This window comes from Paenibacillus xylaniclasticus (assembly GCF_004001065.1).
Taxonomy (GTDB): domain Bacteria; phylum Bacillota; class Bacilli; order Paenibacillales; family Paenibacillaceae; genus Paenibacillus_T; species Paenibacillus_T xylaniclasticus.
Genome location: NZ_BIML01000005.1, coordinates 52,851 through 66,921, shown reverse-complemented (window position 1 = coordinate 66,921; position 14,071 = coordinate 52,851). Strand labels below are relative to the sequence as shown.

16 protein-coding genes and 1 riboswitch are annotated in these 14,071 nt (G+C 46.5%); of the genes, 15 read left to right on the top strand and 1 reads right to left on the bottom strand.

Features of this window, described 5'->3' with window-relative positions; translation table 11 throughout:
• Positions 1–52: 52 nt before the first annotated feature.
• The 14 genes from PXY01_RS07620 (at position 53) to PXY01_RS07555 (ending at position 11,497) form a co-directional block, all read left to right on the top strand.
• Positions 53–460 (top strand): TIGR03826 family flagellar region protein, encoded by a 408-nt coding sequence (locus tag PXY01_RS07620; protein WP_127568957.1) that lies wholly within the window; start codon positions 53–55, stop codon positions 458–460.
• 132 nt (positions 461–592) lie between these two features.
• On the top strand, positions 593–877 hold the full coding sequence (flgM, locus tag PXY01_RS07615) for a flagellar biosynthesis anti-sigma factor FlgM (RefSeq protein WP_307719371.1): 285 nt from the start codon (positions 593–595) through the stop codon (positions 875–877).
• Between the two features lie 24 nt (positions 878–901).
• The gene (locus PXY01_RS07610) at positions 902–1,405 is read left to right on the top strand and encodes a flagellar protein FlgN (RefSeq protein ID WP_127568955.1); all 504 of its coding nucleotides are present in this window, start codon (positions 902–904) and stop codon (positions 1,403–1,405) included.
• Positions 1,406–1,418: 13 nt separating this feature from the next.
• Positions 1,419–2,954, top strand: coding sequence for a flagellar hook-associated protein FlgK (gene flgK, locus PXY01_RS07605; RefSeq protein ID WP_127568953.1), 1,536 nt, complete (start codon positions 1,419–1,421; stop codon positions 2,952–2,954).
• 25 nt (positions 2,955–2,979) lie between these two features.
• Positions 2,980–3,885: a flagellar hook-associated protein FlgL gene (gene flgL, locus PXY01_RS07600; protein ID WP_127568951.1), complete on the top strand. Its 906-nt coding sequence runs from the start codon at positions 2,980–2,982 to the stop codon at positions 3,883–3,885.
• A 24-nt stretch (positions 3,886–3,909) separates the two neighbouring features.
• On the top strand, positions 3,910–4,479 hold the full coding sequence (locus tag PXY01_RS07595) for a DUF6470 family protein (protein ID WP_127568949.1): 570 nt from the start codon (positions 3,910–3,912) through the stop codon (positions 4,477–4,479).
• 82 nt (positions 4,480–4,561) lie between these two features.
• Positions 4,562–4,963: a flagellar assembly protein FliW gene (gene fliW / locus PXY01_RS07590; RefSeq protein ID WP_246027850.1), complete on the top strand. Its 402-nt coding sequence runs from the start codon at positions 4,562–4,564 to the stop codon at positions 4,961–4,963.
• A 2-nt stretch (positions 4,964–4,965) separates the two neighbouring features.
• A complete protein-coding gene (csrA, locus tag PXY01_RS07585; RefSeq protein ID WP_127568945.1) occupies positions 4,966–5,223 on the top strand; it encodes a carbon storage regulator CsrA in 258 nt (85 codons plus the stop codon).
• 107 nt (positions 5,224–5,330) lie between these two features.
• On the top strand, positions 5,331–6,137 hold the full coding sequence (locus tag PXY01_RS07580; RefSeq protein ID WP_127568943.1) for a flagellin N-terminal helical domain-containing protein: 807 nt from the start codon (positions 5,331–5,333) through the stop codon (positions 6,135–6,137).
• Between the two features lie 177 nt (positions 6,138–6,314).
• Positions 6,315–7,244, top strand: a complete 930-nt coding sequence (gene fliD / locus PXY01_RS07575) for a flagellar filament capping protein FliD (protein WP_127568941.1) — start codon at positions 6,315–6,317, stop codon at positions 7,242–7,244.
• A gap of 18 nt (positions 7,245–7,262) precedes the next feature.
• Entirely contained in the window at positions 7,263–7,616 is a 354-nt protein-coding gene (locus PXY01_RS07570; protein ID WP_127568939.1) for a flagellar protein FlaG, read from the top strand.
• Between the two features lie 8 nt (positions 7,617–7,624).
• Positions 7,625–8,014, top strand: coding sequence for a flagellar export chaperone FliS (gene fliS / locus PXY01_RS07565; RefSeq protein WP_127568937.1), 390 nt, complete (start codon positions 7,625–7,627; stop codon positions 8,012–8,014).
• Positions 8,011–8,370: a hypothetical protein gene (locus PXY01_RS07560; RefSeq protein ID WP_127568935.1), complete on the top strand. Its 360-nt coding sequence runs from the start codon at positions 8,011–8,013 to the stop codon at positions 8,368–8,370. The genes fliS and PXY01_RS07560 overlap by 4 nt, the downstream gene beginning before the upstream one ends.
• Before the next feature lie 66 nt (positions 8,371–8,436).
• Positions 8,437–8,533: riboswitch (cyclic di-GMP riboswitch) on the top strand.
• Positions 8,534–8,602: 69 nt separating this feature from the next.
• A complete protein-coding gene (locus PXY01_RS07555; RefSeq protein WP_127568933.1) occupies positions 8,603–11,497 on the top strand; it encodes a choice-of-anchor Z repeating domain-containing protein in 2,895 nt (964 codons plus the stop codon).
• 76 nt (positions 11,498–11,573) lie between these two features.
• Here PXY01_RS07555 and PXY01_RS07550 read toward each other — a convergent pair whose 3' ends face one another.
• Entirely contained in the window at positions 11,574–13,478 is a 1,905-nt protein-coding gene (locus PXY01_RS07550) for a glycosyltransferase (protein WP_127568931.1), read from the bottom strand.
• Between the two features lie 328 nt (positions 13,479–13,806).
• On the opposite strand from PXY01_RS07550, the gene PXY01_RS07545 reads away from it, so the two are divergent.
• A complete protein-coding gene (locus PXY01_RS07545; protein ID WP_015847290.1) occupies positions 13,807–14,004 on the top strand; it encodes a cold-shock protein in 198 nt (65 codons plus the stop codon).
• Positions 14,005–14,071 lie beyond the last annotated feature (67 nt).

Genomic DNA, 14,071 nt, shown 5'->3' with positions numbered 1-14,071 from the left:
AATAGGAATAAAACTAGAAGCGGCCATGAGAGGGCCAAAGGGGCTGGACCGAATGAACTTAGACAATTGTCCACGCTGTGGCAGGCTGTATTTGAAAAATCCGCAGGAGATCTGTCCGGTATGTATTAAGGAGACGGATCATATGTACGAGCTTTGTGCACAATATTTACGCGAGAATCGTGGGGCTACGATCTACGAGGTATCGGAGGCAACCGAGGTAAGCATTCCTCAAATTACAAAGTTTATCCGGGAAGGACGTATCTCACTTATGGATGCGCCGAATCTCGGTTATCCATGTGAGACATGCGGACAGATGATTCGCGAGGGCAACATATGCGATTCGTGCAGAACACGCTTGCAGAAGGATATTAGCAAGCTGAACCTGAACCAAAAACCGGATCATAACGTGAAACGAGGCACCGTTGTTTATCAGACTCCTGAAGAAGACCGCAGGGATTGAGACGGGAAGAAGATTTTCACACATTTTCACGGTATGAAGCAATTCTATAAACAATTCCAATATGACGGCCGATAATAACATTAGTTGATTATCGGCTTGTTTTATTTCAGGCTGGAACGATCGGAGCGATAGATGATGAAAATTAATGAAACTCAGCGTATTGGCGCTATTAACCCTTATCATAAGAACAACGGACAACGCGTATTTGAAAGCATCGGCAAGAAGAAACGAGACGATGTTCAGATCTCAACAGAAGCGAAAGAGATGCTGCAATCGCAGCAGGGCGTACAGTCTCCTGAGCGTCAGAAGCAAATCGAAGAGCTGAAGAATCAAGTATCGACAGGCACTTATTATGTAGACGCAGGTAAGGTGGCGGAGAAGCTTCTTCCGTACCTCAGGCAGCAGGATCGGAACTAATCATCGGAAGCATGGGGGGACGATATGGAGCTAGCTAACATTATTGGCCTGCTGGAGCAGATGGTCGAGGCGCATGAGGAACTGCTGGAGACAGCTAACAGCAAGAAACAGGCGATTATCGCGGGTGAACTGAACGAGTTGACGAAGTTCATGATGGCGGAGAATCGACTTGTCAAACGGATAGCTCAGCTTGAGAACGAGCGCGGAATGGAATCGACTCGATTCATGGCGGCCAAAGGAGTATACTCTCGCGTACCGGTTACGCAGAAGCAGCTCATGAGCGTCGTGTTCGATGTCGAAGATCGGCTTAAGCTTCAGCAGCTTCACGAGCAGCTCGGACAAGTCGTGAACGAGCTCAGCCGGGTGAACGAGACGAATCAGATGCTGCTTAAGCAATCCATCGAGTTCGTTCAGTTCTCACTCGACGTCATCCTTATGCCAGAGGATGAGAGCTACACCTATAAGAATCCGGCCACAGAGCCTAGTTACGATACGCTTGGTTACGGACGATACCAATCGAGAAAATAGAGGAGTGTAACCGATGAGATCAACCTTCCATAGCATAGAGACCGCCAAGCGCAGTCTGTTCACGGAGCAAGCCAATATTAACACGACCGGCCATAATATCGCGAATGCGAATACGCCCGGCTTCTCCCGCCAACGGGTGAATCTGGTCGCATCCCGTCCGATTGAAGCGCCTGGCTACATGCGTTCGAATATACCGGGACAGCTTGGTACCGGTGTTGAATTTACTTCCATTACACGTGTTCGTGAGAAATTTCTGGACGATCAATTTCGCAATGCGAACCGCAGCCTTGGCGAATGGTCCATTCAGTCCGATACATTGAGCAAGCTCGAGACGGTGTTTAACGAGCCTTCGAATTCCGGCGTCCGCACAGTTATGGATAATTTCTGGACGTCTTGGACGGACCTGAGTAAAGACCCGGAGAGCATTACCGGACGCAAAATCGTCCGTGAGAACGCATTGGCTCTGGTGGATGCATTGAACGAGACGAGCAAGCACTTGACCGACTTAAGGAGCGATTTGACAGCGAATATTACGACCAAGACCGAGCAGATCAATACGCTCGCTAGATCGATCGCTGATTTGAACTTAGAGATCAAAAGACTCGAAGCATACGGCGATAACCCGAACGATCTAATGGATCAGAGGGACTATTTGGTTGATCAGCTGTCCTTAATGGTTAACGTCACGGTAGTCAATACAGCGGATGGCTACAATGTGTCTGTCGGAGCCATCGATCTCGTAACGGGAATTAATGCCCCGGGCACGACGGTACAGGCTTTGGAAGCTCAATTCAATATGAACGGGGTCGTCGGCGGTGAAATAGAAGGGCTATTGATCTCGCGAGATCGGATCGTAGCTGACTACAAGAATCAGCTCGATGCGATGGCCGATACGTTAGTAAATGGTGAAATTAAGATCACAATCCCTGCAGGATCAACATATAACGGGGCGCAGCTAGCTGTGGATACTGAGGTTACGGTTAAAGGTATTAACGGACTGCACAAGCTGGGCTATCTGTTTAATACGCCGCCTAACGCACCGGTTCTAGCGGGCGATATCTTTGTCACAAGTGACAACACAGGTGTAGTTACGGCCGACAATATTAGGCTCAGCCAAGATATTATTAACGACCCGATGAATATTGCGACCTCAATGCGTACTGCAGTCATTAACGGGTCTCTTGAGACGGTCAAAGGAAACAACACGCTGGCGAATCTGATGGCAGGCTTGAAGGAAACACCGTTTAAATTTACGCCAGTGCCAAGTCAGAACGGGATTACAGAAGGCACGCTGGACGAGTTCTACGCCTCGATGATTGGGCAGCTTGGTCTGCAGACGCAGGAAGCGGAACGTCAAGCGACGAATCAGCAGGATATCGTGACGCAGGTTGACTCGCGCCGTCAAGCGGTAAGCGGAGTATCGCTCGACGAGGAGATGTCAGAGCTGATCAAGTTTCAGCATGCTTACTCGGCAGCAGCTCGTTTCATGACGACGATCGATGAGACGCTCGACAAAGTCATTAATGGTATGGGTGTTGTAGGACGTTAATAGTTAACGGTGAGGAGGAATTAGAATGGCATTACGCGTTACCTCTGGAATGATGCATAACCAATTGATGCGTAACATTAACCATAACTTGACTCGGATGACCGATCAGCAGAATCAATTGTCGACTGGACGCAAGCTGAACAAGCCGTCTGACGATCCGGTAGGCATTACTTATTCCCTGCGTTATCGCAGTGAATTGGCGATGAATGAACAATATGATAAAAATATCGCTCAAGCGAAAGCGCAGCTCGATCATACCGACACGGTACTGGGGCAGTTAAGCGATCTTGTCCAGCGGGCACAGGAATTGACGGTTCAAGCTCTGAACGATACGAACCCGCAAACTGCGCTTGACGCTATCGCGGTTGAGATTAATCAAATTTATGAACAGGTCATCATGATCGGCAATGATCAGTTGAACGGCAAATATATTTTTAACGGCCAAATGACCGATATTAGGCCGTACGATGCAGCTACTGCTTTTACTCCGAATGCCGTTGACACTGACAATCAGCTTATAAAAGTTCGATTTGCTGCAGGAGTAACTGTGGGGACGAATGTGACGGGCGGAGAAGTGTTCGGCAGAACAGCTGATGCCAATAATTTGTTCAAAACATTAAAAGATATCGCGAACTCGATCTCAACGGCGGATAAAGCTGCATTGTTAGATGCATCTAATCGTTTGAACTCCCGGTATGAGCAAGTTATTAATATCCGTTCGGAGGTCGGGGCGCGTGTGAATCGAATCGATCTCATCGATCAGCGCATGCAGGATTTGAACTATAACCTTACGGATTTGCAGAGTAAAGTTGAGGATGCGGATATGGCCGAAACCATTATGCGCTACAATCAGGAGGAAGCCGTCTATCAAGCGTCGCTGTCTACCGGTGCTAAAGTCATTCAGAGAACGCTTATTGATTATTTGAGATAAGATGACTAGGGGCGGATGGACGAGATGATTGATTTAAGACTGTCGATTAGGCAGACGAATGCTGCAATAGGGATTCAGACTGAGCCATCACGTCAAATTATGGAGTCGCCGTCAGGAGAGCAATCGATTGAAACACAGAACGGGGCGATGGAATTCGAATATTCAGATTCCAAGCTGTCGATTGACTCCTCTGAGGCATGGCATGGGCTTGGTAAAGGGCCGAATTTGGAATGGAGCAGCGGAATTTACAGTCAGATGCAATCAATCTTTCTGCAGCATCTGGCGAAGAAGGTTGAGGAAGGGCAGCGGATGGCGGATATTACGAACCCGCGCAGCGCGTTCGCCGATCTTGCAATGGATGCGCTGTTCCGTGAGAATCCGGTCGATTATCAAGTCGGAACTCCCGGATACGATAATGTGAAGCTGGATTATGAAGCAGGCAGTGTCCAGACGACAATAGAGCCGACAACTGTACAAATCAATTATATCCCGCATCGTCCGAATATTGAGGTGCAGCGCGGCAATCTTGAAATTTACTTACGGCAGAAGAACACGATTGAAATCGAGGTTACTCCATACGACTGGTATAGATAAGAATGCTATAGCGAAAGCTATAGCATTGTTTTTTAAATATATTTTTCGATGAAGTGAATGCGGAGGGAATAAAGTGGAATATATGAATGATAAACGTCTGGATTTAGGGGACAGTATACTCGGATTTACAGAGCATCGTTATTTTCGAATGGAAAAAATCGATGATCAAATGCCATTCGTGCTGCTCCAAAGTGAAGCGGATGCTAACGTTGGCTTCGTTGTCGTATCGCCTTTCGAATTTTATCCGGAGTATGAGTTTAAGCTTAGCGATGAAGTAATCGCAGGGTTGAATATTGAGAAAACAGAAGATGTGGCCGTATTCTGTATTGTAACCGTTAATCAGCCCTTTGATCGGTCCACCATTAATTTGATTGCCCCTATTGTTATTAATATAAAGAGTGGTCATGGCCGGCAAATTATATTGAATAATGTGACGTATTCCATTCACTCTCCTTTACTTCCCAATAAGGAAGGCGGAATTTAGAGATGCTGATCTTGAGCAGAAAACGGGGACAAACGATTGTCATCAATCAAAACATTGAGATCATCATAACCGCAATCGATGGTGATCAAGTGAAGATAGGCATTGAGGCGCCTAGAGAGTACAGTATCGTGCGTAAGGAAGTCATGGATGATGTCAAAATCTCGAATCGGGAGGCTGTCTCCACTTCTGCGAGTGTAGATGGACTAAAGAAGTGGGTACAAAGTCGCAAAAAAGAAGAAAAAAATAATAAAAATGATTGAATAGCTATAAACTCTCCCTCATGAATTGCCGATGATATTAATGTGAGCCGGTAACGGCTACTCCACAAGGAAGTGGACAATTCATATTTTCAGGGAGGAAAACAAACATGATTATCAACCACAATCTTAACGCGATGAACTCGCACCGTAACCTGGTTTTCAACAACATCCAACAAGGTAAATCCAGCGAGAAACTCTCGTCGGGCTACCGGATCAACCGTGCAGCTGACGATGCAGCTGGTCTGTCGATCTCCCAAAAAATGCGTGCTGACATCCGTGCGATGAACCAAGGTATGCGTAACACGCAAGACGGTATCTCGATGGTACAAGCTGCTGAGGGTGCAATGAACGAAATCTCCGACATGCTGACGCGCATGAAAGAGCTCGTAACGCAAGCATCCAACGGTACGCTGACGGAAGCTGAAGACATTGCAGCTATTCAAAACGAATACAGCAACCTCAGCTCGGAAATTAACCGTATCGCAGAGAACTTTACGTTCAACGGCATCACGCTGCTTGACGGTAGCGGCGGTAACATCACGATCCAAACGGCTGGTAAAGATACGGACCAAATCGTTCTCGATTTCTCCGGTATCGATGCGAAAATCAATTTCGGTACGCTGACGGACCAAGCTTCCGCTCGTACGGAGAATGGTGTAGTTGACGCTGCAATTTCGCAAATCAATACGGCTCGTTCTACGCTGGGTGCTTACCAGAACCGTCTGGAGCATACGTATAACAACGTCGGCGTAAACGCTGAAAACCTGCAAGCAGCTGAATCGCGTATCCGTGATACGGATATGGCAGCTGAAATGATGAACTACACGAAGTTCAACATTCTGCAACAAGCTTCGACGGCAATGCTGGCACAAGCTAACCAAGCGCCACAAGGCGTACTGCAACTGCTCCGTTAATTCTCGGATTAGGGTAAGGAGGGGTCCACGATTAATGTGGGCCTCTTTTTCCTTAAAAAGGGATATGAAATTGATTTATTGCAGCTACTCATATATTTCATTTGTACACTATAAATTTATGACATTTTTATTTCGATATATAAGATAAGAACATTGGGAAGAAAGGCGGGGAAATATATGCCAATTCGTTTGACCGGCATGGGTTCAGGTCTCGATATTGATTCATTAGTATCGGATCTAATGAAAGCAGAACGAATTCCTGTTGATAAGCTGGGACAGAAGAAACAGTCGTATCAATGGAAGGTTGAAGCTTATAACGATTATAACTTGAAATTTGCAAGCCTTCGCGATTCCGTCTCCTCATTGCGTTTCGCAAGCGGTTGGAAGAAGTCAGACGGTAACGGTGGCACTGTACGTCTGAGTACGGATGAGATCATTGCGAAGGTGAAAGATTTTGTAGGGAAGTATAACGAGCTTGTTACCGCAGTGAACGGCGATTTGACGGAGAAGGCAGATCGGAATTATACGCCATTAACGTCGGATCAGAAATCTGCCATGAAGGACTCTGATATTGCGACCTGGGAGGCTAAGGCGAAGGAAGGAATGCTGCGGAACGATTCTACTCTTCGCAAGGTACTCACAGATCTTCGCGGTATTACATCCTCCGTTGTTGATGGAGTTGATTCCTCCTATGATACTTTGAGCGAGATTGGAATTACGACCAATAAGTTCGTTATTGGAGGCTCTACGGAGAACGGGAAGCTGACGATTGACGAGAATAAGCTTCGGGCAGCGATCGAGGCGAATCCGGATGCTGTCGTATCGTTGTTTACCCAGCAGGGAGACGGCGACTCCAAGGGGCTCATTCAACGTGTATACGAGTCGATGAACACAGCCATTACCCAAATATCGCGTAAAATCAATGGCGGGGTCGGTGCAGCTCCTAGTCTGAACAAACAAATTTCCGACATCGAGAAGCGAATTAACCAAATGAACGATCGTTTGTATAGAAGAGAGGATTACTACTACCAAATGTTTTCTAGTATGGAATCTGCGGTTAGTAAAGGCAACTCTACATTGAGCTGGCTAATGCAACAATTCGGATAACGAAAGGCTGTGATCGGTATGGAAATATCTACTCATACGCAGCCAGTACAGTCACAATCATTCAAAGAAGAAATTTCCTTCCAACGTGTAGCTGGAGAGTATCAGACTCTAAAGCAAAAAGGCAAAACGAGTATTCTGTCCGTTAGTGAGCAGGCATTGGTGAAAGCGATCGAGAAAGCCAATCAAGCCGCCCAGGGTACAGAGCATGCGTTTAATTACAAGATTCATGAAGCAACCAAAGCAGTGATCGTGCAAATACTCGATAAGAACACGAATGAGGTTGTGCATGAGATTCCTTCAGAGAAGTTCATTGAACTGATTGAAAAGCTGAAAGAATTAACAGTGGGAGCTATCATTGACGAAAAAAGGTGAGATAAATCATGCAGCAGGCGCAGAATAGTTATATGCAGACGAAAGTTCAGACTTCGACTCCGGGCCAATTGACGCTGATGCTTTACAATGGATGCCTCAAGTTTATTAAGCTTGCCATTATGTGCATCGAGAAACGAGATTATGAGGGCAAGCATGTCAACTTTGTAAAAGCACAAAATATAATCGAAGAGCTTCAATCAACCTTGAATATGGAGTATGACCTATCGCTGCAGCTAAGCAGCCTGTACACCTTTATTAATGAGAAGCTCGCAGAGGCAAATGTAAAGCAAGATATTAAAGCGGCTGAAGATTGCATCCGTCTCGTGACGGAGCTGCGTGACGTCTGGGCTGAAGCGTTGAAGGAGCTTGGACAAGGCGGAATGGCGGCTTCGGTATGAGTACCGTTGATGTATTATTAGCGGAATTGCGGGAAGTAACGCAGGCGGCCTTCAAGATTGACTTGAATGAAGAAGCAAACCTCGGTTTGCTTCTTTCACTTCAGGATCGTCAGATTGAGATCCAAACTCAAATTGACGAGATTCTGTCGAACTCCCCAATGACTTATACAACGGAGCAGCTTGCCATTCTTCAAGAATGCCTTCAGCTAGAGCAGCAAGGTATGGTTCGAAAGATGCAGTTCCAAGCCGAGTTAGGAGCCAAGCTGTCCTCTCTAACGGCAGGGAAAAAGAGTAAACAAGCGTATCAAGCTGAACAAATTCAACAATTTGGATATTTTATTGATAAGCAACAATAAATATGTTGTAATATTAGCCAATTTGCACTAGTATAAAAGTATGATTTAATTATTATCATTGAAACAATCAAATAATGGCAAAATTACAGAAATGTAATGACGCAAAGCCATGGGTCTTAACTCTTGGGGCAATAGCCCTAGAGAAGATTGCCAGGTTGCCCATTGATTTGGTTTTCCAAAACAATAGCATCCTGCTGTTGTTTTTTTTTATTAAACTAGAGGAGGAAAAAGCATGGTAAAAGCAAGACGCAGTATAATGTTCTTGTTTGCCCTCTGGTTTGCTATCGGCGGAATATTGTTGCAGCCGCAGCAAACAGAAGCAGCATCAAGTGACTATGTTACGGTCACGAAGACGGTTAACCCTGCAGCAATTACAACATTGGATGAAGTAGATGTCCAACTCAACATTACGGGTAATCCCCCGGCTAATGTAATCGTGCCGAACGATGTCGTGTTAATTATCGACAAGTCCGGCAGTATGGCTCCAAGCAGTAACAACGGCGAAGATAAAATGACTAATGCGAAGGAAGCGGCCAAAGGCTTCATCGATTTGATGGATATGTCCGTTCACCGCGTAGCGATCGTTGACTATTCGTCCACGAATATGATTGGCAGCTTTGATTTTACGGCCGATAAGCAGCAGGCTAAGACATATATTGATACGATTAAAGCAAGCGGTAACACTGCAACAGGGGATGCGATCGTAGCTGCACAAGCGCTGCTTGAGAACCATCGTCCGGAAGCACAGCCGGTTATCGTTATTATGACGGACGGCGATGCTACACTTCCTACTCCTAATCCGTACCAATACGCTAAAGATAAAGCGAACGAAGCGAAAGAAGCAGGCATCATTTTCTACACGATCGCTCTGCTAGGGTCGAATGATAATCCGGATACAAGTGGTCCGAACATTCTGCTCAAAGAAATGGCTACAACGTCAAGTCACCACCATTTCGTTCTTGGATCGTCCGGATTGAGTGATATCTATGCGGCGATCGTTCAAGAGATCGGGATGGCAAGCGCATACGATGTAACGGTGACGGATATCGTAGGCAGCGACTTCGAGATCATTCCAGGCTCTTATGATAACAACATTCCTAAGCCAACGGTTGACGGTAATACACTGACTTGGACGTTTAATGAATTGAAGAACAGCACTCTTACTTTCAATTACAAGATTCGTCCAATCAGCAAAACGAAAACAGGCAAGCTTCCTGCCTCGTTAAGCACTTCTATGATTACGTATAAGGACTATGCAGGAGCAAATCGTTCCAAAGCTATTCCAGTTGTGAACGTTGATGTGAAGCTTCCGGCACCAGTCGTAACCTCCGTAACGGAGTCGTCTGGCTCACCAGCAGGCGGAGAAACGGTCACGATTACGGGTCAAAACTTCTTCCCTGGATTAACGGTAACGTTTGGTTCTACTGCTGCCACTGATGTAGTTGTCGTAAGTGATACTGAAATTACGGCTACTGTACCAGCCGGTGCACAAGGCACGGTTGACGTGAAGGTAAGAAACGTTGATGGTCAATCGGCAACAGGCTCTTATCAATATATTATCGATCCGACGATCAGCTCCATTACTCCAACGAACGGTCCACTTGCCGGCGGAACGCTGGTTACGATTAATGGTACCTACTTCATGAAAGGTGCAACCGTACTGTTTGGAGATAAAGCAGCAAGAGTTTCGACTAACAGCGCTAATCAGCTCAAAGTTGTCACACCGACTGCAGATGAGGCTGGAGCAGTGGACGTGACGGTGAATAACCCTGACGGCACGAGCGTAACGCTGACAGGTGGATATACGTATGATCCGGCTCCTTCGACGGATCCTGAAATTACGTCGATCAGCCCTAACTCGGGACTCGTTACGGGCGGCAATACGATCTATGTTAACGGTAAAAACTTTAAATCCGGTATGAAGGTTGTTATTGGGGACAAAGAAGCAGTAACAACTTACGTCTCGACTACACAACTGCGGGCAACGGTTCCGGCAGCTGACCAAGCGGGCACAGTAGATGTTTCCGTCCGTGATCTTAACGATGTATTGTGGACTTTAGAGCAAAGCTACACGTACAACGCAATCGTTTATCCTGAACCAACGATTACGTCTATCGCTCCGACAAGCGGATTGATTTCCGGCGGCAATACGGCGTATGTTTATGGTACGAATTTTGTAAGTAAAGTTTCTAAAGTCTTTGTTGATGGCAAAGAAGCAACAACGACATACGTCAACTCGACAACGCTTCGCATTATTGTTCCAGCTGGAGATGCAGGCGGTCTAGTGGATGTGAAGGTAACGAACGAAGACAAAGAAGCAGTACTGCCACAGGCATATGAATATACAGTGCCGGAAATTTCGCAAGTGACGATTACGGAAATTACACCAAGTCAAAGTGATATTAACGGAGGCATCCTCGCTTATATTAATGGTGAGAACTTTGCTTCGGGTGCAACCGTTACATTCGGCGGTGTCAAAGCATCTGCCGCTTACGTGAATGCTAACCAGCTTCGGGTTACAGTGCCTGCAGTGACCACTCCGGGAGTGGTTGATGTAACGGTAACGAATAAAGATGGCGGCTCGGACACGTTGACTGGCGGATTCGAATATACGCCGTTACAGGTTAAAATTACGGGCCTCAGCCCAGACAATGCTAGCCGTGCGGGCGGTTCCATCATCTACGTGAATGGCTCTAACTTTAATACTTCAGCTGTTGTAAGCATTAATGGAGTAAACGCAACGACAGCATATGTAAGCACTAAGCAGCTTCGTGTAACGGTGCCAGCGAGCACAGCAGTAGGACAAGTGCCGCTCGTTGTGACGCTGTCAAACGGTGAGACGGCTACGACAACGTTCACGTACAACGACTTGCCTAAAGCAGCTGCGCCTACATTGACGAGTCTTTCGTCAACCAGTGTGAAAGTTGGCGGAACGATGTACATCTATGGTAAAGACTTCAAGAGCGGTGCAAAAGCTTACTTCGGTAACGTACAAGCAACTACCGCTTATGTCAATTCGACGACGTTACGTGTAACGGTTCCTTCTGGCAATACAGGTGCTGTTGATGTGAAAGTCGTCAATCCAGACGGTCAAGAGAGCAATACGCTGACCTTCACTTATCAATAATGAAGTAACATGAGCAGCAGAAAGGACTGAGTCGATTAGCGACTCAGTCCTTTTCATACGTAAAGGGATGAAATAACTATAGGCGGAATAGGTTGGCTATAGGGCTCATCTCCGGATATACATGCAAATATTTTTGCGTAAACTGTCGTGCCTGGTCTTGGCTGCAATAGTTGAGCACCCAGCCGATTAAGTCGAAGGATGGAGCTTCCTCTAGAGCTGCCTCCATGAACATCAGGCCTTGATCGACCTCGCCGTTAAGAAAGTGCCATTGACCAACGGCAGAGTAGCTCTCGGGTGCGAGTGCATGGTTGTCTAACAGCAGTGCATACAAGTCGATAGCGATCTCACGGTAGCCGAGCTCATATAGTCGATTGGCCAGATTATTCACCGTCTGCGCATCGGCAATGGACTGGAATAGGCTGGAGTAGAGCTCGTTATACTCATATCTTAGCAATTGAATTAACACTTCACTGAGCAGTTCGGCGCCATCGGAGTTAAGCTCTGCTTGATAGCCAGGGCTTGCCTGTGATTGTTGGTAGAAAGTCCATAGAGCCTGACACTTTTCTGCTCGATCCTCCGTCTGCTTCAGGTAAGAAGCATCCTCATAGATGAGTGCGGCTGTCAGCGCTAATGGAGCTTGAAGCCCTTGGCACTGGTCAACTGAAATGCCCGCTGGTTGATGCTGCAGTAACGCATACGCTAACGCATCGTTCGGCGACAGCGATATCGGCAGGCGCTTGTAGTAATGCTCACTTAGTGACCGACTGCCAGAGCGCAAAGCGGCAAGAAACAATAAAGTGTCACGGTTACTATTGCCGCGATAAAGATTTTCGAAAATATGGATGATACCGGAATCCTGTTCATGCTGAAGCAGAAGGTTCATCAGATGCTGTAAAATTCGATAATTGTTCGGTTGAAGCTGCAGCAGCTGAACCCAATATCGTACCGCTTGAGCGCTGCGCTTCGATTTGAACTGAAGCATACCGAGTAGCTGAAGCGGCATAACGGTTCCATAGGCCGGACGTACCTTCCAGTAGGTTTCAGAACGTCGTGAAGCCGCCTCAGCTATTGCTAGCGCTCGCTCCAAGGAAGCTTGCGCTTGCTCATGCATGCCTAATTGATCGAACAATACCCCTTTGTAATAGTGATAATCCACCCAGTTCGCTCCAAGCCTCAGCCCAGTCTCAATTAATTGGTAAGCTTCGGGAAAGTGATTGGCTCGAAGCTCGGAAGCAGTGAGGCTGTCCATCAAGTGGGCATACCAATTGTCGGAGGGGACAGTTTTCGACCAGCTTGCTCTGTACAACTGCAATGCTTCATCATGCCGATTAGAGCTGTTGTACTGATTGGCAAGCGTATAGCAGTAATAGGGGTCTTGCAGCTTTTGCTCGGTCTTCATCGATTCTAATATACTCAAATTGCGTTCTGACTTATTCTGGCTAACAACTCGCTGCTCGGTATAACCGTCATGATAAATTGGACATGGCAGATCGACAAAAGAGAGTGAAGCCGATCGGGGAGTCAATTGCTCGTGAATCGGACTGCTGTATCGGAGCTTATCATGATTCGGGAATATACGGGCGCCAGGAGATATCATGACATTGTTAGGGTCTGGCGATGTACCCATGAAGTTATGAATAGGCAAAATGAATGCCGTGAACGAGCTCTTTAATAGGGGAGTTTGTTTAAGCGTCTCACGAATCGATTCATGGTCAGACGACTGCACGTATTCGTCGGCATCCAGCACGAGAATCCAGTCGGAGACGGCGTGGCGAAGTGATTCATTTCTGGCTGCGGAAAAATCATTCGTCCATGTGAAGTCAAACACCTTATCCGTATATTGTCTGGCGATTTGCTTGGTCTGATCCGTGGATCCTGTATCTACAACGATAATCTCATCGACAAGCCCCTGTACGCTATCAAGACAGCGCTGAAGCACTTTTTCTTCGTTCTTAACGATCATACATAGAGAGATAAGCATAAGAAGTGTTCCTCCAATAAACAGCTAATATATCGTTATATCGGTATTTCATTCGTACTAGTGTAGCAGAATTTCGAGGTGCAGTGATTGGCATGCCAGTCTATCGCAAGCGAGGTGCGTGCTGCAGCGGCGGGGGAAACCGGACGAGACTCACATGATTTAGATGGATCATACATAAAGTGTAAGATGGAGGGTTATTTGCAAATAGAACTGTAATGAATTCGCTTTCAAAAAAGTGATTGACAATTATATGAAGTCGAGTTATATTCAAAATGTGGGCCTTACTCAAGGCCGGTCACAGCATTTGAAGATGAAGGGAATGTTACGCATGCAAGGTAAAGTGAAATGGTTTAACGCAGAGAAGGGCTATGGATTCATCGAGACGGAACAAGGCGGCGACGTATTCGTCCACTTCTCCGCGATCCAAGCTGAAGGCTTCAAAACGCTGGAAGAAGGCCAAGCTGTAGAATTCGACATCGTCGAAGGCGCACGCGGTCCACAAGCTGCTAACGTAGTAAAACTGTAATTATTCGGCTCGATGATCGGGCCAACTTCATAGATGGTGTCATCACCAGACATGAACGACGAAACCC

Coding starts and splice junctions, on each gene's coding strand:
- flgL (WP_127568951.1), top strand. CDS start 2,980: ATGGCATTACGCGTTACCTCTGGAATGATGCATAACCAATTGATGCGT.
- flgM (WP_307719371.1), top strand. CDS start 593: ATGATGAAAATTAATGAAACTCAGCGTATTGGCGCTATTAACCCTTAT.
- PXY01_RS07620 (WP_127568957.1), top strand. CDS start 53: ATGAACTTAGACAATTGTCCACGCTGTGGCAGGCTGTATTTGAAAAAT.
- PXY01_RS07570 (WP_127568939.1), top strand. CDS start 7,263: ATGGAAATATCTACTCATACGCAGCCAGTACAGTCACAATCATTCAAA.
- csrA (WP_127568945.1), top strand. CDS start 4,966: ATGCTGATCTTGAGCAGAAAACGGGGACAAACGATTGTCATCAATCAA.
- fliW (WP_246027850.1), top strand. CDS start 4,562: ATGAATGATAAACGTCTGGATTTAGGGGACAGTATACTCGGATTTACA.
- PXY01_RS07580 (WP_127568943.1), top strand. CDS start 5,331: ATGATTATCAACCACAATCTTAACGCGATGAACTCGCACCGTAACCTG.
- PXY01_RS07560 (WP_127568935.1), top strand. CDS start 8,011: ATGAGTACCGTTGATGTATTATTAGCGGAATTGCGGGAAGTAACGCAG.
- PXY01_RS07610 (WP_127568955.1), top strand. CDS start 902: ATGGAGCTAGCTAACATTATTGGCCTGCTGGAGCAGATGGTCGAGGCG.
- PXY01_RS07550 (WP_127568931.1), bottom strand. CDS start 13,478: ATGCTTATCTCTCTATGTATGATCGTTAAGAACGAAGAAAAAGTGCTT.
- fliS (WP_127568937.1), top strand. CDS start 7,625: ATGCAGCAGGCGCAGAATAGTTATATGCAGACGAAAGTTCAGACTTCG.
- flgK (WP_127568953.1), top strand. CDS start 1,419: ATGAGATCAACCTTCCATAGCATAGAGACCGCCAAGCGCAGTCTGTTC.
- fliD (WP_127568941.1), top strand. CDS start 6,315: ATGCCAATTCGTTTGACCGGCATGGGTTCAGGTCTCGATATTGATTCA.
- PXY01_RS07595 (WP_127568949.1), top strand. CDS start 3,910: ATGATTGATTTAAGACTGTCGATTAGGCAGACGAATGCTGCAATAGGG.
- PXY01_RS07555 (WP_127568933.1), top strand. CDS start 8,603: ATGGTAAAAGCAAGACGCAGTATAATGTTCTTGTTTGCCCTCTGGTTT.
- PXY01_RS07545 (WP_015847290.1), top strand. CDS start 13,807: ATGCAAGGTAAAGTGAAATGGTTTAACGCAGAGAAGGGCTATGGATTC.